Source organism: Paenibacillus sp. AK002, assembly GCF_053903045.1.
Genome location: NZ_CP096377.1, coordinates 1,405,326 through 1,428,052, shown reverse-complemented (window position 1 = coordinate 1,428,052; position 22,727 = coordinate 1,405,326). Strand labels below are relative to the sequence as shown.

The window sequence follows — 22,727 nt, the reverse complement described above, 5'->3', positions numbered from 1 at the left end:
CGTTTCAGTATCAAATTCTTGGCTCCATTAAAGACTAACAAAGCCGCCCCTGCACCAGAATCGGTTGTAGGGGCGGCTCTTTTTAGCGATTGATTGCAGGATGAATTAAACCGTCAGCACCATTGACGGATCGATGCAATCGGCCATGGACCGAACCTCGGCCCGGCCCGGCTTGCCTGGTATAAATGCCTGCTCTCCGTTATCTCGGCGGCTGAAGGATACGGTCACCGGGATGCCCGGAATCAGGTCAAAGAAGTTATCGCTGTAGAAGCCTTCCGCTTCGGCGGACAGCCATACGTGGCGGGCAAGCACGTTGCTCTCCAGCACAAACGCCGTACCATCGCTTCCTTCGACTTCTTTTACGCTGATGGCCGGACTGTGCAGACGAAGATGCTTGTCATTCACGAAATAGAATGTTTTGCTGTCAACCACGACTCCATCCTGAAGCCATTGCGCCAGCAGCACGACCTCGGATGGATCATGTCCGCGGAGCAGCTCATCGGCCGCAGCCCGGAATACAACGAGCGATGCTTGCTCTTCCGCACGGATCGGCTGCTCGGATCCGTAGAGCTCTTTTCCGTTAAAATCGAATAACTGAACCTTCAGCGTGCCCTGAACCGCTTCTGAAATATCGGATACGAGATGAACCCGAATCTCTTGTTCCTTGGATTCGACCGAGAGACTGACATCCCGGAAGCAGCGCTTGGCCACGTACTGCAGCGCCTTCCATCTGCCGAGATAATCCATGCCTGCCCACGAAGCGACCGGCCAGCAGTCGTTCATCTGCCAATACAGCGTGCCCATGCAATACGGCTTGTTGCGGCGGTGGGCTTCAATCGCCGTCTTCATCGCTTCGCCCTGCTGGATCTGGCTCATGTACAGGAAAGCCTCGAAATCCTTCGGCTCGTTATAATATTGATCCATGTAACTCTTGATCAAGCGGTTGCCGGCACCGTTCTTCTGATGAGCCAGCATGACCTTCGACTCCAGCTCCATATCGCGATCTTCCGCATATGTCCGCACCGTCTTCGGTTCCGGGAATGACTGGAACCCGTATTCGCTCATAAATCGGCCGACGTAAACGTTGTAATTGTCAAACGGCTCCGTGTTATGCCACACGCCCCAGTAATGAATATCCCCGCTCGTCGTGGAAGGATTGGCATGCTGCTCCTTGTCATGGCTGAGCGATACCAGCGGGGAGGAAGGCCAATACTCCGCTCCCGGAGCATAACCGGTTACGGCCTCAGGAAGAATTTCGTGGAATACCTTTTCGTAGTCGCTCCAGATCTTTTCGCGGAGCTCCTCGGTATAGTCCTGCTTCCAGCCCCAGCCGCCCTTCTCTTCATAGTGCGCCCAAGCGGAATCAATCTCGTTGTTGCCGCACCAGAGCACGATGCTCGGATGATTCCGCAGACGGACGAGGTTCTCCTCCGCTTCCAGCCGCACGTTCTCCAGAAATGCCTCGTCGCCTGGATACATGCTGCAAGCAAACATGAAATCCTGCCATACCATGAGCCCGTATTTATCACACAGATCGTAAAAGACGTCTTCTTCATAAATACCGCCGCCCCATACGCGCAGCATGTTCATGTTCGATTCCGCTGCGGACGCGATTTCATGGCGATAGCGTTCCGCCGTCACTTCCGTTATGAAGCTGTCGTTCGGGATATGGTTCGCTCCCTTGGCAAACACAGGCGTGCCGTTGAGCTCGATGTAAAAGGACGTGCCGCGGCTATCCTGTTCCCGTACCAGCTTGACGCTGCGCAGGCCGGTTCGAACCTTTGTCTCCGCAACGGTCCGTTCTGCTTCCGCCAGCTCGGCATGGAACGAATACAGATGGGCCTCGCCCAGGCCGCGGCACCACCACAGCTTCGGCTCGGCAAGTTCAAGGCTCAATTCAACCGAATGACGGCCTTCCTCCAGCCGAACATTCTGTTCCCATGTCTGGCCGCCTGCACTTACCCGAAGCACGCCTTGCCAAGCTTGCTCCGCTGCAATGGTGGCAACGGCCGTAACCCTGGCCATTTCTGCCGTAACCTCATCCTGGCGAATAAACAAATCATCCAGCCTGACTTCGGACCAAGCCTCGAGCCTGGCCTCCCGCCAGATCCCGCTGGTCACGAAGCGCGGTCCCCAATCCCAGCCGTAATGATAAGGCGCTTTCCGGGCAAAAATACTCACTTTCTGGTCGCCCATACCGCCAACCTCGGACTGGTCATTCGAAGCAGGCAGCGGATATCCGAGCTTCTCAAGCTTCGGCAGATCCTCCTGGATAGGGGAACGGAAGCGGATCTTAATCACATTTCCCGAATCCTTGAGCTGCGATTTCACATCGATCCGCCATGAACGAAACATATTATCGGCGGAAAGCACCTTGGCCCCGTTCACGAACACATCGGCGTAAGTATCCAATCCGTCGAATACGAGCTCGATGCGGGATTGGGCGCTCAGATTCGAATCCAAATCAAACGACGTCTCATATTCCCAATCCTTCTTATCGATCCACTGCAGGTCATGCTCATTCGTCCCGTAGAAGGGATCGGGGATGATGCCATTCTTCAGCAGGTCGGTATGAACGCAGCCCGGCACCTGGGCCGGAAGCCACTTGGATTCGTCGCACGCTTTGAATTTCCATTGATTTAAAGTCATAACGTTAAAATTCATGATAGTCTCTCTCCATCTCTATATATTGATTTTGATGCGGTTCGGGTCATACTTCAAACAGACGTGGCTTCTTTCGCACTTCAGCTCGTTCTCCACTCTACGATCAGCTTCCCGGCGAGCGGCAGCGGCCTATAATTGGCATGCCTTACAGATCAGGCCGTCGGCCTTTCAGATCCGGAAGTTCATCCAGCGTGACCGTAAACGGATGATGATAGGTGCGGATCAGCTGCAACTCATCCGTATACTCTTCGGAATACCTCCGGTTATTTCCTTCCCCTATGAACACAAAGTTTCCATACCATGTGCAATTCCATGCCCACGGGCATCCGTCCTCCTGCATGAGATCGGGGTCGGGTATGACGCCGTTCTCGGTCAGGGCAATGATTTTTGCCGTATCCGTATACGATAAAGCCGTGCGGAACCGCTCGGATTGAGAGCCGTAATCCCGGGCAGGCGGATAAATGTCTTCCCCGATGATATCGACGTAGGAATCGCCCGGATACCAATCCTTGTGTTGCCCGTTCCATACCCAGATCAGGTTGTTCAATTCGTGGTGATGCGTCATGCGCTCGTACATCAGCTTCCAGAGCGCAATGCAAGGCTCGGGGCCTTTGGCTCCCCACCAGAACCATCCGCCGGAGGCCTCGTGAAGCGGTCTCCACAGCACCGGAATGCCGGCATCCTGCAGACGCTTGAGCTCGGCAGCGATCGCATCGATATCCCGGATGATAAGGCCATACTCTTCCGACGAAGGCTCCGACATCGCTCGTGCGATATCAAAGGTTGTCGCATTGGTGTAAAAGCCTCGGCCCCAGGTCCGGTCCGGCGGCAAATCGATCAGATCCTTCGGGGCATTCCAATGCCAGCAGAAGGTCACGATCCCGCCGCGGTCCCACCACTTCATCGCCAGATCCGTATCTTGACGCTCGGCCCCGCGCTCCACCCGGGATGGGGAGTAATTCATGAAATCGAACCCGCCCACGGCCGGGTATTTGCCCGTGACCTCGTGGATCATCTCGAACTCCGGCGTTGACACAACGCCAATCTGCTGCCCGGTCAGCATCCGTTTGCCGTAAATGCTGCACAGATAACCCATTAACCGTTTTGCTTCATCGGAAGCGGCCGGGTTGATCAAGTCCGGCTGGACCTCATAGCGGGTGCTGCTTGCTTTTGTCATGCGATTCACTCCTATCCTGTAATTGCCTTATGGATGAAAGAACCTACAAATTTCCTTCACCGTAACCCAAATGGCACAGCCCAATTCCTGCAGCATACCTATCAGGCAAGCACGATACCTGATCCACGCCCCGCACTCATCCTGCGCACATGGCATCTATCCTGCGATATGATACCTATCCTGCAACACGACATCCATCCTCAGCAGCCTCTACCCGACAACCCCTGTACGCTCCACGCTCTCCACAAAATGGCGCTGCACGAACAGATACAATCCGATTAGCGGCAGAATGGCCAGCAATATCCCCGTATCCACTACAAGCGCCACGTAGTTCGGATCGGCCTTGGCCGATGAACCGAGCCCCATCAGAGCCGGGAGAAACTGGTTGGCGTCCGCCGGCAGCGAAGCGATCTTCAGCGGCATGAGGGATTGTTCGCTCATAAAGAGCGAGGTATAGAAGGTGTCGTTATACTGCCAGACGAATGAGAACAGCGTCACCGTAATGAGCGGCGGAATCGCATTGGGAAGCATGATTGCAAAAAACGTCTTAATCCCGCCTGCCCCGTCAATCAGCGCCGCCTCCTCAATCTCCTTCGGCAGCCCCCGGAAAAATTGGCGGAAGATATAAATGAACAGTCCGGCCTTAAGCCCGGTGGCCGTGGCCGAAGTGATGATCGATGGCCAGTAGCTGTTCAGCAGGTTGATGCCCTCTTTTCCGGTAAACAAGTGTACCAGCCCCAGAATGTCAAAGCTGCGGAAATGCAAATACATCGGCACCATCAGCGTGCTCATCGGGATCAGGATCGTCAGCACCACCAGGCCGAACAGCAGATTGCTTCCCGGAAAGGTGAACCTGGCAAAACCATACCCGGCAAGAGCCGTCGACATCGTGGTCAGCAGCATCGTGATGAATACGTAAATCATCGTGTTCAGCAGCAGCGGCCAATAATCCAGCAGGTCGAGCACGATCTTGAAATTATCCAATGTGAAATGCACCGGAATCATGTAAATCGTCGGGTTATAAATATCCTGTTTGTCTTTGAACGCGACGGAGAACTTGGTGATGATCGGATAGATGATGATGAATGTGATGCCGATGATCAGCAGATAGCGGAACGCCGCCCACAGAATCGGCAGCGCCTTGTTCTTGAACCGGTTCAGTCGTTCCTGAGCCGTTTCGTCCGAGCGATCCCGAATCGATGCCATAAGGACCTCCTTTTTTTCCTGCACCCGTCAGCCAGGAATCTCTTTGCCATTAGTTTTGATAAAAGGTTTTCCTTGAGACGATGATTCCCATCAATACCAGCAGCAAGCTGATAACGATGGTATACAGCCACGCCATCGCGGCACTGAGCCCGAAATTCTGCGTTTTGAAGGCCGTCTCATAAATCGTTCGGGTCACGGTGCTGTCCGCGAACGAATCGATGATGGTATAAATCATGTTCGTCAGGATGAGCGGGCTCACCATCGGAAAGGTGATTTTCCAGAACGATTCATAAGCGGTAGCCCCTTCAATCTTCGCGACCTCGTACATCGAGCCCGGGACGGCCTGCAGGGCGGCAAGGAAGATCAGAATCTGCACGCCCGAGCTGCTGATAATATCGTAGATCCTCATGACCGCCCCGATAATATACTCGGTTACGGTAATGGGAAATCCGGCTTCGGATAAGATGCGCACCATCGATAGCACATTGAACTGCCCGGAGGCTTGCCCAAGCTCCTCCGCCACCGTCGCATTTCCGACCAGATTGATCAGACCCGAGGTTTCCGCTGCCGAAATCGCGCCTGACGCCAGGATGACCGGCAGGAAGAAGATCGCTCTCGCAAGGGCTCTCCCCCGGAATTTCTGATTCAGCAGAACGGCCGAAAACAGACTGAAAAACAGGATCAGCGGAACGTCCACCACCATACCCAGTATCGACTCCGTCAAGATCCGGTTGAAGTTCGCGTCCACGAACAGCGCGGTGTTGAAATTGCTCCAACCTACCGGCTCCAGCTCATAGCCCGTGGGAGAGATGTTCAATTTACTGAAGCTGAACAAAATGGACTGAAACAGAGGCCCGGCGAACAAAAAGATAAAGCCGATCAGCCATGGCGCGATGAAGAGGAGGCCGAGCATGGATCTTTTCTGAGTCAGGGACAATCTCATTTTCATGCCCGGTCACCACCTACAGCGTAATTTTGAGGTTCCACCAGGATCCCGTTAACATTAACCGCTTGATCGGTATAATTGATCAGAATCGAGGCGCCGTTCTCGTACCTTACTTCCACCACGCCGTCTTCATGCCGCTTATGCTCCACCATTCGCTGCGTCCGGATCGGCGCCAGCACCTCGTTCAGCTCTTGGTACAAGGACACCGCTTCTTCGAACCAATCCTTGTAATGGGTGGAGTACATGTCATCGAAACGCGTATACTTCAGCTTCGAGCTTTGTTCATAAGACCACAGGAAATGCGGAGCCGTTCCCAATTCCAGCGACTGCAGGAGCGCTTTGCGCAAATGTTGTTCATTCAGGTTATTGACTGCTGCTCCCGCATAATCCAGGTAGCCGTGAATGACCATTTGATAAAACGGCACGGCTTCATCCGTCAGCCCGAATCCGCTGCTCGACGTCGGGACATCGAGCAAGTGGCCCGCATATGGCCAGCTGTAAGCATTAGCACCGGAAACCATCGTATCCGGGTATGCCTCGTGCAGCGCCTTCAGCTGATCGGTCACGATAAACTTCGCGGTTTCCCGGAAAACCACCCGCTGCACCCGGTAATCGGAGCTCAGGACATCGCCCAGGTCCCGCAATGACACGGCCCCCGTGCCAAACCGTTCATATTGCCCTGTGAATCGCTCCACGTAATAGGGAAGCTTCGCCGGCGACATCAGGTTGTACGTGCCGTAATACGAGTTCATCCGGTTCGTGTTCCGGTCAAACGGATGCAGCGCTGCCGTTTCCCTGGTCACGAAACGGGAGGCATCGGATGACGGCGTAAACGCACCATCGTCATGGTAGACATGCTGGAACGCAACATCCGGATACAGCCCGCCGCCGGCGTCCTGCAATTGCTTGGACAGTGCCTTCAGGTCGGCGGCGTTTCCGACAACGCTGTCCGTCTTTACCTTCACCGGGGTTTTGTGATGGACGCCTTGGCCAAACCAGCCGAGGTAACGCATCCGGAGATTGGCGATGCCCTCGCCATGCAGAAGAGCGGCGATCTCGCCTGCCTGCTCGAAGGTGGTCATCGAGACGACGGCATCATACGGTACGCCCAGAAAAGATCTCCGTTTATCCACGCTTCCCAGCATATCGAGATAGAACGGAATGCCCTCCGCTTCTTCCAGGGGAACCAGCTTGCTTTCCTTCGCAAGCGTTTCCTGATACAAGCGGGCCATGCCGGAGTAGCTGGCCTCTTCACCAGACAGGAAACGGTATTTGACGGACAGCTTCCCGTTGTACAGCTTGTCATTCAACAGCTGGATTTCCTGCACCGTACTTCCGGTGTAAAGCTCCAGCATATCCTCGCCGCGCACGGCAAAGCTGCTGAATACATGATTGTACGAATTCTGCTTCCCGCCGATGTCCGCGGACACGCTCGCGATGGCGTCGCCTTCTTCAATCACGGCAAACCAGCCTCCGTCCCCGTTCTTCATGCCGAACACGGGCATTCGCGCCTGCTCGGCCACCTGTCCGCGGCTGCTGCTGTTATGATTCGGATCGGTGCCGTATATGCGCTGCACGTACTGTTCTTCCTTCACTTTGCCGTTATTCAGGTGGATCAGGCTGCCGCTGCCGTCCGGCACCAGCATATAACCCTCGGCCTTCGTTCCCGCCGCGCCGAAATAGCGAAGCAGCTCCACGCTGCGCAGGCGGTGACTCTCGCTTTCCGTTACCTGGTCAAGCGGTATCGTAACGACAAGCGAATCCTCTTCCAGCCGGTATTCGAGCGGAATCTTGAACTGCGGCTTCGAAGAGGCGCTTGCGGCGGCCCCTCCGCCCGCTTCGTTATCATAGGCAAGATCCTCCGCGGTGTAGCCCGCCTGCTCGAAAGCGCCCAGCATTTTTTTCAGAACCAGCTCTTTCTTGATCTGGTCGTCCAGGCGCTCCAGCATCGCAGGGTTATCCTTCATGGGGTAATACCGGGCCTGCACGTATCTGGCCAATGACGCATCCAGCTTGCTGACCACCTTCTCCTGCAGCCGGTCCTGCGAGATGTATTTCGGCAAGGCGTCGATTCCAAGCGAGACATCTCCCAGCGTATACGTGACGCGAACGCCGTTGTCCAAGGCTTCCGCCGTATAGTTCCCGTTCAAAACGCTCCACGTATAATTCGGATAAGTCTCAAGCGTGCCGATCCCATCGCGGAACGTCAGCGTCAATTGCGAAGACAGCACTTCTTTCTCGAAAGGCGAAGCAATTCCGTCCTCCATCCGGTCTGGCGGATTGCTGTACCATACCGTATCGCTCCGCTTATCCCGCACCGCGACCTCGGTCGTGTCCGGATGATAGTACAGCGCAAGCGCCTCCGTTTCCGCTACCAGATCCATGCCGGGCACGCCGCCTGTCAAATCGTTCAGGGCGGAGAGCTCCCTGCCTTGCGCCGTCTCGGCCGCCGCATTACTGTACGCAGCGACGTCGACCGCCGGCGCTCCCCGGTTCACGTAGATCAGAAAGCCCGCAGCCATGCACGTTATAACGGTACATGCAAGCACCGTGTACAGCCATTTTCTTTTTTTCACGGCCCACGGCCTCCTTATTGCCTGAAAATGATCTCTCGGTAAACGTTGACAACGAACGTGTAAATCTGCTGCAGCATGCTCAGGACGAGCGTGCCCAGAAATACGATAATGCCCATGACGATCAGGCTCAGAAACATCGTGACGACCGTTTTGCCGGCCGAGTATTGGTGGACCGTCATCGTGCCGACAAAGAGCAGCCCGATAAACCAGATCGCTGCTACCGTCGTTAGCAGATAATAGAACACGGTCTCTTCCTGGACCATGAACCGGCTCGCCAGCGTCATGGGCGGATAGATCAGAACCATCGGAATGAGGGCATATGCGCTGGCCATCACGATCTCCTTAAACTTCCCTTCACCGCCCATGAGCGTGGTGACCGACCAGTTAGAGACGCACCACAGGAAGAACGGGAGGACGATAAATATCAGTTCGTCGATGCTGCTCAGCGTCCGCGGATCATTGTAGTTGACCAGAAATCCCGCATACTGCCGCTGCAGAATCATAGCAATGACCACGAGCGCCAATACGAGATAAGCGACCCCGAGCCGTCCCCGGTTTTCGTACTTCAGGTCCCAATATCCGTCGAAGGGGTGAACGATCAAATGAAGGGGGAATTTAAGATAGTCCTGCTTCATGCTTTCCTGCCCTCCTCTGCTTTCGGTATCTTACCGTTCGATAGACCGCGTAGAGCAGCAGGCCCCCGGTCCCTGCCGATAAAAAGGTGCCGAAATGCTCCTTCATGACCTCCCTGCGATATCGTTTATACGCCACGGAATAATTCTTGCGGTCCATGCCCAGCTCAAAATACTTAAGGGCTTCCTTGTTCTCCCCCTTCATGAGCTTCGCTTTCCCGATGCCGATATAAGCGATGTCATAGTTCGCATTGAGCTGAAGAACCCGTTCCCAATACCTCTCCGCCTCCGCGTCTTCTCCCCGGTAATGATGGCGGACGGCAAGGTTAACCTGCTCCCCGAACTCGGTCGGCTCGAACATGACGATGCTTGCCTTTCCCCGGTCCAGCACAAGCTGACGGTCTCCGAGCCGTTCAATCGCCGCCGGCGTCTTAAACAGGCCCAGCTGATTCCCGATGCCGCCGTATACGAACAGCAGATTGCCGGTCTCGTCGTATGTGAAGACGCGACCTTGGGTAGAGTCCAGCGCGCTGTACATCCCGTCGCCGAGCACCTTAATATCAACGAACTTGGATGGCCCCACCGTTCTTCGATAATAAATATCTCCCGCAACCGGAAAGTAGCCGAAGCGCTTTAGCACATCCTCTCCCGACGGATTGAGGCGTTTCATCGGTTCCCTGGATCCCACGTCAATATTCGTGGCATAAACGAACCCCTTGCCGTCCATATCCAGATTGGAGAACTCGGTCGGGATGAACAGTTTCATCTGGGCTTTCTGCGCGCTCGTCGATACCAATCTCCAGAAATAATCGCCATAATCGCGCTTTACCTTAATCGTTCCGACGTAGCCGAGAAAGGTACCGTCCTCCTCGAACTGCATAATGCCTTCGTAAACGCCGCGGGCGACAACGAATACCCGTTTGGCTTCATCCACCGCTACTTTCAGGGGAATGAATTGAAAGCCTTGAGGCAGCACATCCGACTCCGGCTGCTCCATGATACGGACAAGCGCCCCTTCCGCCGTCAACACGACAACCCGTTGATGGTCCGTATCCGCAACATAGATTTGCTCATCCCCGTCAATGAAGATGCCGGCAGGATTTGCAAAACCGTCCTCTTTCCCTTCGTTCATGAAAGAATCAATCACCCGGATCACGTTCCACGTGTCGTCCAGGACGACGATCCGTTTGTTGCCGCTGTCCAGCACGTAGATGTTTCCGGCTTCCGACACATGCATATCGCTCGGATCCAAAAAATCCCCAATGCCCAGCTCCTTCCCCGTAACGGCGCGTTCCGGCAAATAAGCGGCAGGCACGGCAACCGTTTCCTCCCAATAATTGTAGATATAGCTCTCGTACGGAGCACTGGCGGAGACGCTCCCCGGCATCAGGCCGGTAAGCAGCAGGGAGGCCGCCGCGAGAGTAAGCAACCATTTTTTCGCTGACATCTGATCCCCTCCCCTAATCCTTCATCCCGGAGGTCGCCATCGTCTCGATGATCCGGCTCTGCGAGAACAGAAAGAGCACAATCGGCACGCTCATCAGGATGACTGCCACGGCCGCGCCTGCGCCGGCCCGGGAAATACCGCCCAGAATGATCTGATTGGATGCATAATGCAGGGTCTTAAGCTGTTCGCTGTAAATAAAGCCGTTGCCGTCGGTTCCCCACAGGATCTGGAACAGCAATATGATCAGCGTGAGCCACGCCGGCTTCACGTTCGGCATCACGATGGACCAGAAGATCCGGTATTCGCTCGCTCCGTCGATTTTGGCCGCCTCCAGCAGGGCATCCGGTATCTGTTCCATGAACTGCTTCATCAGATATAACCCTAGCGAATAGCCGAAAGCCGGTATAATGACGGCCCAGTAGGTGTCAATGAGCCCCAGCCAAGACAGGATCATATAATTCGGCGTTGCCGTAACGACCGGCGTGAACATCAGCGAGAGCACGACGACCTGGAACAGGAATACCTTGCCCGGAAACTTGTGTTTGGCCAGCGGATAAGCCGCGGCGGATGCAAAGATCACATGACCGACAATGCCGACCCCGGTTATGAAAACCGTATTGAAGATATACCGCGAGAACGGTACCCAGGACTGGCCGAGCAGATTGATCAAATCGGAAAAGTTATTCCATGTGGGATTGCGGACAAACAGCGTCGGCGGGAACAGAAAAATTTCGTCCAGCGGCTTGAACGCGTTGTTGATGGCGTACACCAGGGGCAGCGCCATGAAAGCGCCGAACACCGCCAGCAGCGCAAACAGGGAGAAGGTGCCCATAAACGAGCGGTTTACCCGTTTGCTGCGAGCTTTAAGCCTGACGTTCAGCAGGCGTCCGTCCCGTTTTTTCGGAAGTTCGTATGTAACCCTCACGCGTCTACTCACCTACCTTGCGCAGCAATTTTTGGACGATCAGGTTGGTTCCCACCATCAGGATGAACAGTACGGTCGCAATCGCCGACGCAAACCCCATCTCGAAGCGCGTCGTGCCGAAATCGATGAGATGCGTGACGATGGTTTCCGCCGCATAGTTCACGCTCGGGAAACCGGCCAGCGCAATCGATACGTCAGCCACGGCAAACGATGTCGTAAGCTGGATGACCGCGCCGAACATAAGCTGCGGCCGCATCGAAGGCAGCGTTATGAACCACAGCTCCTGCCAGCGGTTGCGGACTCCGTCCACGGCACCCGCTTCGTAGAGCGTTTTATCCACGGTTTGAAGTCCGGCGATGAAGGCCAGGAAGCCGGTTCCAAGGCTGAGCCACAGCTGGACCAAAATGATAATCGGCATGATGAACGCTTCGGTTTTCAGCCATTGGATCGGCTCCAATATGATGCCCAGCTTAATCAGCATGCCGTTCGCTATGCCGTAGCGGTCACCCGAGAAGATCATCAGCCAGATGAAGTAAATGTTTCCCGAGATCGAAGGCGCATAGAAGATCAGGGTCATGAACGCCCGCAGCCGCGGACCCAGCTCATTGATGACCCAGGCAAACAGGAAGCAGGCCAAATAACTGATGGGTCCTGTTATGGCTGCAAAGAGCAGCGTGTTCTTCAGCGCGACCAGAAAGATATCGTCCTCCAGGAACAGGCGCGTATAATTATCCCAGCCGACAAACCGCGGAAACTCCAGCATATTGAAGTACGTAAAGCTGAGAATCATCGAAATGACGACCGGAAACACGGTAAACAGCGTGAACAGGATCATATAAGGCGCAAGCAAAATATAGGAATGCTTGCTGGCCTTCATCTCCGCCAGCTTCCGCCTCCACCAGGATTGCGGCTTGACGGGGCGGATTGCGGCTGACATCGTAACCTCAGGATCCTGAAGGCTGGCATTATGCAATTTGGACTCCCCCTATTCCTGCAGCTCGCCGAATTCTGCTTGCTTGGTTCGGATTTCGTCGTGAATATACTGCACCGAATCCATCAAGGCCTCCCGCGGCTCGATGCCGCTGATGACCGCACGATAGAAGGCATTGAACAAATGCCTGCCCGTCGAATAACCGCCCGGAACCTCGGGTATTCCCTGAACCCATTCAAATTGGGATTTCAAATTCTCGTAGTCGGCTACCGGCCACGGCAGACTGTCCAGCGCCTTGATGTTGGCGGTCGGATAGCGGGCCGCCGCGCCCATCAGCCCTTCCATTTCGCGGCCGAAATTCGTCTGCGTCGCATCGCTGGTCCACCATTTCAAGAATTCCCAGGCCGCATCCTTGTCCTTCGCATCGTCCAGCATCAGCACGGCGCTGCCGCCGCTCGGTACGGTGCGGTTAATCGTACCGTCCGCCTGAACGGTTCCCGGAACGGGGGCGAACCCCCATACGCCGCGGATTTCCGGCGCGAATACCGACAGCTGGTTATAGGTGGTGTAATCGGAAATGCCGATCGGCATCTGTCCGGTACGGAACCGGTTCGCAAAATCGTATTCCCGCTCCAGCTTGTAGTCGGTGTAATACTCCGTCCACTGTTTAAATGCTTCCAGCCCAATCTTGGAATCCAGATCCGACTCCCGGTCGTTGTTGCGGTAGAATTGTCCGCCGGATTGCATCAGGAGCGCCGCATACATTGAATTCGGCGGCAGCGTGGTCCACTGATCCGGTGCTTGCGCCACGACGGGAAGACTGAATTGCATATGATTTTTGTTCAATACGGCAAGCAGGCTGGCCACATCGTCCCAAGTCTTCGGAACTTCAAGACCCAGCTCTTCCAGCACGTCCTTCCGGTAGAACATCATGTTAAAGGTTTGCGTCTCCGGCAGCGCATATACGCCGCTGCGGTATCGGTATGGCACCAAGGCGCTGTCCCGGAATCTGGCCGCCACCGATTCGAAGTCAGGGAATTGCGTCAAGTCCGCTGCGGCATTTCGCATGGCAAAGTTCACCGGGAGGTCATTGCCGATCTGCATCGCCACCTCCGGTCCCTGTCCCGACAAAGTGGCGGGGAGCAGCGTCCCCATGTTCACCAGCTTCAGATTCACGTTGATGCCGGTTTCCGGCGTAAAGGTCTCGTCGATCATCGCCTTGATGGTATTGGCCTGATCACGGCCGCTGCCGATCCATACGGTGATCGAACGCTGGTTCTTCTCATCCGTGACGTTACCGATATTGTTGTAATCGATAAAGAAGGAGCTGAAGAACGTCGACGCCTCATGCTTCACCTTATCGGCCGCCCCCATTCCGCTCTTCGGCAGCTTGGCATCGGCTGATGCAACATAGAGGGCATCGATCTCCAGCGGCTGCTCCCTTGCCTGCTGCAGCCATGTTCCGAGTCCGCCGGTATTCGTCTTGTAGGCCTCCAGCCTGCGCGGAATCGTATCCGGCTTCTCGATCATCTCATCCAGCTGAAGCGCCATGGTCTTCAGCAGCGCCTCCTGGTCGCCGGATTGACCCGACAGCTCAACCAATCTGGCCGCGACCGCTTTCAGTCTGCCGCTTTCGTACCGGAAGGCTTCCAGCAGTTCCGGTATCCGCTGCTCTACGCGGTAATCCCTGAATTCATCCGGATTCGTGCCGGTGATCATCAATATTTTGCGGTACATGGCATTCAGGTTAAGCAGACTGTCCTCCACCTCATGAATGAGGGGAGCGAATTCACCCAGACTCGCCTCGAGGCGTAACACATGCTTACCTTGCTCCAACCGGAACAGATAAGGTTCATCGCCCCCAAGCACGTCCATGCGATATCCGTTCTTGAAGCGGAAAGCGACGTGGTTCATTTCTTCAAACGGAACCTTCCCGTCGATCGTCAGCTTTCGCGTCGAGTATATGCCCCTCACAAAATTTTGCTGCGATTTGAACGCTATCTTATAGAGTCCGCTCTCCGGGACGTCCAGTTCCCATTCGATCCACTGTCCGGGCAGCCGCCAGTTAAAGCCGCCGATGGTGTTGATTCGGACTTTCGACGCACTGTAAGGGCTGACGCTCGGACTCGAACGCTCGCTTAGCGGATACAGGGTCGGCGAGGATTTGGCGACTGCGTCTTCTCCTTGAATCGCCAGCAAGGTGCCTTCAATTCTTCGAATCCCTTCAGCCTCATACTGCCGGTACAGCTCGGCATACGTCGGCGGAATCTCCTGCTGGAACAGCTTGAGTTCCCCGATAACCATCGGTTCCCGTGCGGCCGTTAAAGATACGGTATGCTCCCCCTCCTCAAAGTAAAAAAGAAGCGGCTCCGTGATGTAACCATCCGCATCCTTCAGCACCGTCGTGGTCCAAGCGGGACGTTCGATTTGCTTCGGCCTCAGGTCATTGCCCTGGTTATCCTGATCGATGCCGTCCTTGGCGTTATCCCATATGCGGTCGAATTGCAAATAAGCGGCCTCCTGAAATGGGACCTCCCCGTCGATGCGGATGGAACGCTCAATGGAGGAACTCTTTCCTTCCACCGGATAATAGAGCAGGGACAGATTGTACAATCCCTCCTCCTCTACATGAACCTTCCATTCCACCTCACCCTTCTCCCCCGTGAACAACGAGGTTCCGGGATGACCCTCATAGGCTTCCAGCCTGCGGAATTCCCCGCCCTCGGCACGGCTGTAATCCGCAGCGGGAATCGTGATCTCATGATCAGGCCGACCTTTTCCGTCATGATCCGACAAATATTGGACATAGGAAATGCTTTTCCCCGGCTGCGTGCTGAGATTGACCAGCGTTGCGGGACGTTCCAATGTAAGCTCTGTCCCGCCGTGTTCCGGCCCCCCCCCGGCTCCGGACTCATTTCCCCCTCTATTAAAGAACAACGTCAAAGCGGCCAAGATTGCCGCAAGAACCAATAACCGGGTCATCCATTTTTTTAGCTGCGTTTGAAGTGTCAATGTTCATCCCCCTGTTCAGGAGAAGGGGGCGCGGCTTTAAGCTTTAAGCCCCCGTCCATCTTATTTGCCCATTTTATCGACAGCAGCCTGTGCCTGTTGTTTATATTTCTCGGCCGTAGCGGTTACCGATTGATTGTTCACGATAATGTCCTCAATGAAAGCGCCCGTAGGGTAATCCGTGTAGGCTTCGTCGACCGTGATGACGCCGGTCCCGGCAATATGCTCGCGAATCATGTCGATGTCTTCCTGATTGGTATAGATGCTCTCCAGGTAATCCTGTCCCGGGTATTCCTCGGTCGGCGGTATATCGAACGTCTCTTCGTAAATTTGGTAGACGATGGCCGGATCTTTCACGCCTTTGGCAATGAACTTCGCGGACGCGGCGGTATTGGCATACGTTGTTTCTGCCGATCCCTGCGGGCCGGCAGGAATCGGAACCACGCCAACCTCGAACGTAATGTCGCCCAGCATCCATTCCGCCGCCGTAAACATGGCTACGTCGCCGTCTTTAAAGGTGTTGGTTTCTTCCCAATTCGTTTTGTTGCCGCTCTTGACTTTCACTACCTTCTCCACGTTGTAGAGGCGGTTCACGAACTCGGCTGCTTCCAATGTCTTCGGATCGGACAAGCCTTCTTTGCCGTTGGAATCGTCTACGATTTTGCCCCCGTTAGCGGCGGTGAAATGCTTTACGGCATCAATGGCCCAGCCGGAGAAGCCCCATACGTCCGTTTTCCCGTCGTTATTCGTATCTTTGGTTGCCTGTTTGGCAAGCTCCATGAATTTATCCCAGTTCCATTCTCCCTTGGCATACAGCTCCTGAAGATCCGGAAGACCGTTCTTCTTAAACAGATCGCGGTTGTAATGAAGTCCGAGCCCGATGGAGGTCGGATTATCGAAGCCGTATTCCCCTCCGCCAATGGATGGATATTTCGTCTGCAGATCCGCTTCGTTATTGATGTTGTTTTTGTCCGTGGTAAATTCGCTGATCGGCAGGATCTGTCCCTTCATAATCGCCGGCAATGCCGACTTGTACTCCAGCTGCACGATATCGGCGAAGGGCTCGCCTGCCAGCACGCTTGTCGTGAATTTATTCATGTACTCCTCAAAGGGGACGTTGACGAATTCGATTTTGCAATTGTATTTCTTCTCGATTTCGGCGATCTTCTCCAGGCGTGCCTTCTCTCCGGCCGTCGTGCCTGCCGGCTTCAGGTCCCACCAAGCGGCTACCTTAATCACGCGGCCGCCCAGATCAACAGGTTCTGCTTCAGGTTCGGCGGGTTCTTCTTTAGGAGTCTCTGCCGCGGTTTCCGTGCTGGGAGCCGGGGTCGCCGGCGGCGTCTCCGCCTGCTTCGCCCCTCCGCCGCTGCAGGCGGTAATCAAAAATAACAAACAGATAAGCAATAAAGAAAGCCCTTTCATTTTTCTCACGCTAAAAACCTCCCCTATTTGTTTAACGCCCTGTTAACGTCATGCAAGTACCCCCAAGATGATGTCGATGCTTCATTCCCGGCAATCCTGTTTTCCCCCGCCCCCAATCCGTTATCCCTGTTTGCCAAAAAATATAACACCAGGATCGCAATCACGTCAATATATTTTATGATAATAATAACAACTAACCTAAATATTATTTTATAAACAACCTAAATAATTAGCGACAGCGTTTACATTCATCTTCAACAAATGTCAGCTTCTTTCGCTAAAAATCCTTATATATCAACTAAAATTACTGTTAGCCCATCTTAACCGACTTTAATGAATTTCAAATGTTTGTTATTTGTTTGTTATGAATACAAAAAAGCCCCGATGTCTTTAAGACATCGGGGCTAACTTAACATTACATGTACAGCTTATGGTTCGTCCGTATCCCGCGCAGCGTTATTCGATTCCCTAACAATGACATCGGCTTGAATAAGGAGACGCTCATAATTGGAATCCGGGTTCACGATCCGCCAGAGCAATTGATCGACGGCACGCATCCCCAGCAATTCCTTATCGATGTTCACCGTTGCCATAATCGGCAGGCTGTCGTACGTATTATCGAATCCGGTCACCTGTACGTGACCCGGTACGTCGATGCCCTGATTCCCGAGCGCCTCCATGGCAAACATGGCGGTGATATCATTGGCGCAAACGAACACTTCCGGAAGCTCGTTTCCGGCAAGAGCCTTTCCTAACGTTTCGTGTATGTTCTCAATCTCTGGGCTGATCAGAGAAGGCAGCTGCCGATGCTCGATTTTGTAATCGGCCAGCGCGGACGAGAAACCGATCCAGCGCTCGTAAAAGCTCTGGGCATCTTCAATGTTGCCGATGAACTGATATTTTTTATATCCTTTGCTGATCAGTTTGGTCATGATTTGTTTCATGCTGTGCATATTGTCGGTGAACACCGTGTCCGATTGGAACGCGGGGTCCATGTGGTCTACCATGACCACGGGTATGTTCAGCTTCTTGATATCCATTAAATTTTGCGTGGACACGGCTCCCACCGTTACGATCCCGAGAATGCCCTGGGGATTCAGGAGGGAGAACATGTGGTCATTCGAAGGCTCCGTCAGCGTCAGGATGTCGAGCCCTTTCTGATTAAGACGGGTCGATATTCCGTCAAAAACCGGCCCCCAATAGAGCGATTCGCGATTCTGATATCGGACATTCGGGAACAGGACCAGTACCGCCCCCGCCCATTTTCGGTTCTCCGGCTCCTGGAGCTGCTGGTTTCTTCCTGCCGCTTGGCCTGGCTGATCCTTGAAATACCCAAGCTGTCCGGCGGCCTTCAGGATCATGTCCCTGGTCTGCGGGCTGACACCGGATTTCCCCGACAAGGCCCGGGATACCGCGAATTTAGACACGCCTGTGAAATCGGCGATTTCCTGAATCGTCACTTTCGTTTTCATCGTTATCAACCTACTTAAGTGCGAATTTGTCGTTCAGCTTCTGTGTTATTTATGTTAGTTTTTGTTAGGTTACTGACATAATATTATTTGAAATAATCGTTAAAGTCAAAGAATATCCTGCATTTTCTTGTTTTCATTTTTACAAAAACAAAAGCTGCCCCTATGGTCATCCTCGGACCATCTGGGGCAGCTCTTCCCTTGTAGGCTTAAAAATATAGATAATTACGGTTTCTCCACGAGCAGCGCTTCCCATTGCAAGCCTTCTCCGGCGATTTCGATCCGCAGGTCGGAGATGCTCTTCAACGCCTCCTCACGACGTGCCTCAAGTATAACCACCGTTTCCTTATATAGCTCGTCTATCTTCTTTTGCGTACCGCTTGCCATTTTCGTTATTTCGGATTTTCTTGCAGCATTGCCTTTGGATATCGCGGTTGTCTGTTCCTTTAACAGCTTGCTGTATTGGCTCTTAGCTGTTGCTTTGCTGATTTTCCCTTGTTTGTACTTCCACATCGGACTGTTCAGGTACGAACTACTGGATCCGTTACGGAGCTTCCACATCGGGCTGTTCAAATAGCTTTCACTGACCGTTTTGCTGAATTTCCATGCGGAACTGTTCAAATAGCTCGGGGTGATCGTCTTCTTGTATGTCCACATCCAGCTGTTCAAATAATCCTCGTTCATTTCCTTGCTTAGCCTCCATAGGGTACTGTTCAAATAACCCCGGTCTGCGGCTTTCGCATACTTCCACATCGGACCGTTTAAATAACTTGGATTGATGAGCCGTTCATATTGTGTCAGCTTATCCTTTACATCGCGGTTTCCCTCATACTTCAGCTTCAGCTGCTCCAAATCGGCTCGAAGCTTCTCGTCCCACTGCTTTTGATCCTCCAGCACTTTTTTCTCCAGCTGGTCCAGGGAGGCATGGCTGGCATTATAAAACGCCTTATATTTCTTATCTACTTGTTTCTGATAATTGTTATACGCATTTACCGTCTTCTTGTTATAGGATTTATACTCGCTCCATACTTGATTGATCCATTTCTGATCCGCTGCATGAACCGTTGTTAGCGGCACCAAAACCGAGACTGCAAGCAAAAGGCTGCATAAGGTTAATAACGATTTTCGCATCAATCTCATCAATTTTCGCCTCTCTTCTGTAGATAGTAAATAAGCGATATTTTACCTAATGGCAAGACATCTTCCAATAGGAACTCCGAACCCCTAACTTTTAGACTAGAACCGATTTCAGGGACTCTCGTATATTTTCGTACGACAGCGTGTCTCACTCCCTGGAAACTTCATAAAAAACATGCCTTCCTTTCACATATCCCACATCAAAAACGGAAGATTCATGCACTTCCTTGGTCCTGTAGTCCCTTAGTATCGCTATAGTTAGTTAGCTAGTTACAACAGCCCATCTTTGTTCGGAACCGCTTTCTGATGCTTGACCGCCCGAAAAATAGGCCTATACAATGTATTTTGTAGTATTTTAGCAAATTATAGATGGAGGATTGCAGATGTTGAAGTTCAGGACACTATGTGCGCCTATACTCCTGGCTGTCTCTTTGTTCGTAGGAGCTGGCAGCGCTTTCGCCGGGGTTACTTTTCGGGATATTGATAACCATTGGGCAAAAACGACCATCGAATGGGGCGTCGACAAGGGGATTGTCAACGGCTATGCCAACGGAATGTTCATGCCTAATCAGAATGTGACCGAGGCCGAATTCATCCGCATGCTGGTTGTCGGCATTACGGGCAAGGACCTGCAGGAGAACTATTTGACCGAACTATGGTCGGATAAATATTATCATTTTCTGCATTTCAAGAACTACCCTGTACACGGATTCGCTGACAAAACCAAGCGCAGCCAATACATAACGCGGGCCCATGTGGCCGAGCTGATATCCAGCGCCGACGGCGTGAACTACGGCGGGAATCAGGCCATTCAATACGTTCTGGGCAAGAAGTACGCGCAGGGCCGAATCAAAGGTGAAAATACGATTGAAGGCTATGTAGGCAGCGGCACCATCACGCGCGCCGAAGTGCTGCAGCTGATCAAAAACCTGACCGATCGCGGAATGTCGAACCTGTACGACCGCCCTACCGCGCCAAGCGCGGAGGCCATGCTGCCGAAGCTGCCAACGCCTTGGGACGTTTACCGGGACGAGATGTACCTCGTGATCCGCCAGAAGGTATTTCCGAAGTACAGCGGCTACCGCATCTATGACGACGGATCGAATAAAATCGTCATGACCAGCACGAAGCAAACCGGCGAGACGGATTACGCCGTGTCCGTTCAATTCGAGCCGCAGATTATGCAATTCAGCGGAATCGCGCTTTCCAATGCCGCCGATAAAACGCAGCGCGGCATGCTGATCGAACTCCTCCAGCTGTATGGCTTCCAGGTCGATTCCGCCTTCCTCGCGAAGATAGACTCCGCGGAGAAGAACAAGAAGGTGATCGAGCTGAAGGTCAGCGGCAAAACACTCGTTATCGATCCGCTCGTGGCAAGCCCCGCCGGGCATGTCCATATCTACTATAAGTGGTGGGACGGATCTCGGGCCTAATTCAGGAAACTCGACTGCGCTGCAACCGAACAAAAAGCCCTGACGCAAATCGTCAGGGCTTTTTCATTTATATATCGGCTTCTACGCTTTCGCTTCCGTGGAGATATTCCAGTTCACGCCGTATTTGTCAGCCACGATGCCGTATGCCGGGCTCCAGAACGTCTCCTGAAGCGGCATAACCACTTGACCGCCCTCCCGCAGCGCTTCATATATCCGCTTGGCCTGTTCGGCCTGATCGGTCATGATACAGATCTGAACCTGATTGCTGGATTGAACCGGTTGACCGGGAAACGTATCGGAGAACATCAAATCCGTCTCTCCTACCTTCAGCAAAGCGTGGGAAATGCGATCCCTCGCGCTTTCCGGCAGCGGAAAATCAGGGTTCGCCGGCATCTCGCCGAAGGTCTGAACCATGATGACCTGGGCGTCCAGCGCCTTCTCATAGAACTGAATAGCTTCCTTAGCATTCCCGTCCATCACGAGATATGGATTCATTCGAAGTGCCATATGATCGTCAACCACCTTATTTTTATATTTACAACACGCTACTCCTATTATCTCCCAACAGGATCACTTTAGCAAAATATGAGGCATTTTCGGTTGAAGGACCGTTATGGTTATTCCTCATTCCATCCATACAGGATCTTGAAGTCTGCCGTGACCTCCATCGCTTCATCCAGCATTTGTCCGATGGCCTCGGGCGAAGCGCTCCAGGATAACGGCGTCATGCGAATCAGTTGTTTCATCTGATCGTTATCCAGGACGACTCGATACTGCACCCGCTCGGCATCGATTTGCTCAAAGTGGCGGCTGAATAGCTCTATTGTGCTGTCATTGGAGTAATTCTCCTTGCCTGTCCCCGTATAGAACAAGGTTCTAAGCTCCTGCAAATACAGGCGGTCCGGGATTACCTTCACCAAGGTCCCGCCACTCGCAAGCAGCCGCCTGAACTCCGAATAATTGGACGGGGACAGGATGTTCAGGATGTAATCGAACTGTTGGTCGGCAAACGGGCTCCGGGACAAATCGGCCACGCACCATATAGAGTCCGGGGATGTCTTGGCGGCCATAACGATGCCCTCTTTGGCAATATCCACGCCCACGCCGAGAACATCCGGCACCAAAGGGTGCTCCCGAAGCTTATGTCCGATGGCGGATAGATGGGAGCCCTCCCCGCAGCCTGCATCAAGCAGCTTTACAGGCTTCACGGATTCCCGGGTCTTCAGCTCCTGGATCAGGCGATTCGTTACCGCTTCTACCATGGGGCCGAAGAAGCCGCTGCCGCTGATCGTGTTTCGGGCCTCAAACAAAGCCTTATCATATTTGGTTTTGGATGAATGGTTCAGCAGGTTTACGTATCCCTGTCTGGATATATCATAGCAATGCCTGTTCTCGCATTCCAGGCTGGCCATTCGTTCTACCTTCATGGCACCGCCGCAGATCGGGCATTGAAACATCTTCTCGTGTATCGAAAGTTTTTGTGCTTTTTTTAACAATTTTTCGTTGTTGGACACAGCAAATCACCCTTTCATTCGATTGAACGCAATGAAAAAGGCACAGATAAATAAACTCAAGCCGCAGTTGTCAAAAAAAAGGGCCGAGCCTACTTGGATCTGTACCTAACATTAGCGTAAACGAATGAAATGGATCATGAAAAAACACGCTCCTGACATCAATTTAGGCAAGATAAATGCCCTAATTCAATTCTAACACGCGAGCACAGAATGTAAACCTCCGGGACAAGCGTCCGGTT

Annotated in this window: 16 protein-coding genes; 1 reads left to right on the top strand and 15 read right to left on the bottom strand. The window is 53.3% G+C overall.

Annotation, left to right across the window (positions count from 1 at the left end; genetic code table 11):
- Window positions 1-105: 105 nt before the first annotated feature.
- The 13 genes from M1D70_RS06080 to M1D70_RS06020 form a co-directional block, all read right to left on the bottom strand.
- Window positions 106-2,664 (bottom strand): glycoside hydrolase family 2 protein, encoded by a 2,559-nt coding sequence (locus M1D70_RS06080; protein WP_456289424.1) that lies wholly within the window; start codon window positions 2,662-2,664, stop codon window positions 106-108.
- 145 nt (window positions 2,665-2,809) lie between these two features.
- On the bottom strand, window positions 2,810-3,841 hold the full coding sequence (locus M1D70_RS06075) for a glycosyl hydrolase (protein WP_009589749.1): 1,032 nt from the start codon (window positions 3,839-3,841) through the stop codon (window positions 2,810-2,812).
- 210 nt (window positions 3,842-4,051) lie between these two features.
- Window positions 4,052-5,047 (bottom strand): carbohydrate ABC transporter permease, encoded by a 996-nt coding sequence (locus M1D70_RS06070; protein WP_009589706.1) that lies wholly within the window; start codon window positions 5,045-5,047, stop codon window positions 4,052-4,054.
- A gap of 49 nt (window positions 5,048-5,096) precedes the next feature.
- Complete coding sequence (locus tag M1D70_RS06065) at window positions 5,097-5,996, bottom strand: carbohydrate ABC transporter permease (RefSeq protein WP_009589745.1); 900 nt, start codon at window positions 5,994-5,996, stop codon at window positions 5,097-5,099.
- Window positions 5,993-8,569 (bottom strand): DUF5696 domain-containing protein, encoded by a 2,577-nt coding sequence (locus M1D70_RS06060; RefSeq protein WP_456289423.1) that lies wholly within the window; start codon window positions 8,567-8,569, stop codon window positions 5,993-5,995. Before M1D70_RS06060 ends, M1D70_RS06065 begins: the two co-directional genes overlap by 4 nt.
- Window positions 8,570-8,583: 14 nt before the next feature.
- Window positions 8,584-9,204 carry a Yip1 family protein gene (locus tag M1D70_RS06055; protein ID WP_009589762.1) on the bottom strand — a complete coding sequence of 207 codons (621 nt, stop codon included), beginning with the start codon at window positions 9,202-9,204 and terminating at the stop codon, window positions 8,584-8,586.
- Window positions 9,185-10,648 (bottom strand): hypothetical protein, encoded by a 1,464-nt coding sequence (locus M1D70_RS06050; protein WP_009589732.1) that lies wholly within the window; start codon window positions 10,646-10,648, stop codon window positions 9,185-9,187. The genes M1D70_RS06055 and M1D70_RS06050 overlap by 20 nt, the downstream gene beginning before the upstream one ends.
- A 13-nt stretch (window positions 10,649-10,661) precedes the next feature.
- Window positions 10,662-11,573, bottom strand: coding sequence for a carbohydrate ABC transporter permease (locus M1D70_RS06045; protein ID WP_009589726.1), 912 nt, complete (start codon window positions 11,571-11,573; stop codon window positions 10,662-10,664).
- A 4-nt stretch (window positions 11,574-11,577) separates the two neighbouring features.
- Window positions 11,578-12,546 carry a carbohydrate ABC transporter permease gene (locus M1D70_RS06040; protein WP_009589702.1) on the bottom strand — a complete coding sequence of 323 codons (969 nt, stop codon included), beginning with the start codon at window positions 12,544-12,546 and terminating at the stop codon, window positions 11,578-11,580.
- A gap of 12 nt (window positions 12,547-12,558) precedes the next feature.
- Window positions 12,559-15,516, bottom strand: coding sequence for an extracellular solute-binding protein (locus M1D70_RS06035; RefSeq protein WP_456289422.1), 2,958 nt, complete (start codon window positions 15,514-15,516; stop codon window positions 12,559-12,561).
- Window positions 15,517-15,576: 60 nt separating this feature from the next.
- Window positions 15,577-16,944, bottom strand: coding sequence for an ABC transporter substrate-binding protein (locus M1D70_RS06030; protein WP_009589716.1), 1,368 nt, complete (start codon window positions 16,942-16,944; stop codon window positions 15,577-15,579).
- 419 nt (window positions 16,945-17,363) lie between these two features.
- Window positions 17,364-18,407: a LacI family DNA-binding transcriptional regulator gene (locus M1D70_RS06025; RefSeq protein WP_009589697.1), complete on the bottom strand. Its 1,044-nt coding sequence runs from the start codon at window positions 18,405-18,407 to the stop codon at window positions 17,364-17,366.
- A gap of 222 nt (window positions 18,408-18,629) precedes the next feature.
- On the bottom strand, window positions 18,630-19,544 hold the full coding sequence (locus M1D70_RS06020) for a hypothetical protein (protein WP_036671081.1): 915 nt from the start codon (window positions 19,542-19,544) through the stop codon (window positions 18,630-18,632).
- 380 nt (window positions 19,545-19,924) lie between these two features.
- Between M1D70_RS06020 and M1D70_RS06015 the strand changes: the two genes are divergently transcribed.
- The gene (locus M1D70_RS06015; protein ID WP_009594975.1) at window positions 19,925-20,974 is read left to right on the top strand and encodes an S-layer homology domain-containing protein; all 1,050 of its coding nucleotides are present in this window, start codon (window positions 19,925-19,927) and stop codon (window positions 20,972-20,974) included.
- Window positions 20,975-21,055: 81 nt separating this feature from the next.
- Here M1D70_RS06015 and M1D70_RS06010 read toward each other — a convergent pair whose 3' ends face one another.
- The gene (locus tag M1D70_RS06010) at window positions 21,056-21,481 is read right to left on the bottom strand and encodes a VOC family protein (protein WP_009594967.1); all 426 of its coding nucleotides are present in this window, start codon (window positions 21,479-21,481) and stop codon (window positions 21,056-21,058) included.
- Between the two features lie 110 nt (window positions 21,482-21,591).
- Window positions 21,592-22,470, bottom strand: a complete 879-nt coding sequence (locus M1D70_RS06005) for a putative RNA methyltransferase (protein ID WP_456289421.1) — start codon at window positions 22,468-22,470, stop codon at window positions 21,592-21,594.
- Between the last annotated feature and the right edge of the window lie 257 nt (window positions 22,471-22,727).

Excerpts from the sequence above, each read along its gene's own strand:
- M1D70_RS06080 (WP_456289424.1), bottom strand. The coding sequence starts at position 2,664 with ATGAATTTTAACGTTATGACTTTAAATCAATGGAAATTCAAAGCGTGC.
- M1D70_RS06075 (WP_009589749.1), bottom strand. The coding sequence starts at position 3,841 with ATGACAAAAGCAAGCAGCACCCGCTATGAGGTCCAGCCGGACTTGATC.
- M1D70_RS06070 (WP_009589706.1), bottom strand. The coding sequence starts at position 5,047 with ATGGCATCGATTCGGGATCGCTCGGACGAAACGGCTCAGGAACGACTG.
- M1D70_RS06065 (WP_009589745.1), bottom strand. The coding sequence starts at position 5,996 with ATGAAAATGAGATTGTCCCTGACTCAGAAAAGATCCATGCTCGGCCTC.
- M1D70_RS06055 (WP_009589762.1), bottom strand. The coding sequence starts at position 9,204 with ATGAAGCAGGACTATCTTAAATTCCCCCTTCATTTGATCGTTCACCCC.
- M1D70_RS06050 (WP_009589732.1), bottom strand. The coding sequence starts at position 10,648 with ATGTCAGCGAAAAAATGGTTGCTTACTCTCGCGGCGGCCTCCCTGCTG.
- M1D70_RS06025 (WP_009589697.1), bottom strand. The coding sequence starts at position 18,407 with ATGAAAACGAAAGTGACGATTCAGGAAATCGCCGATTTCACAGGCGTG.
- M1D70_RS06020 (WP_036671081.1), bottom strand. The coding sequence starts at position 19,544 with ATGAGATTGATGCGAAAATCGTTATTAACCTTATGCAGCCTTTTGCTT.
- M1D70_RS06015 (WP_009594975.1), top strand. The coding sequence starts at position 19,925 with ATGTTGAAGTTCAGGACACTATGTGCGCCTATACTCCTGGCTGTCTCT.
- M1D70_RS06010 (WP_009594967.1), bottom strand. The coding sequence starts at position 21,481 with ATGGCACTTCGAATGAATCCATATCTCGTGATGGACGGGAATGCTAAG.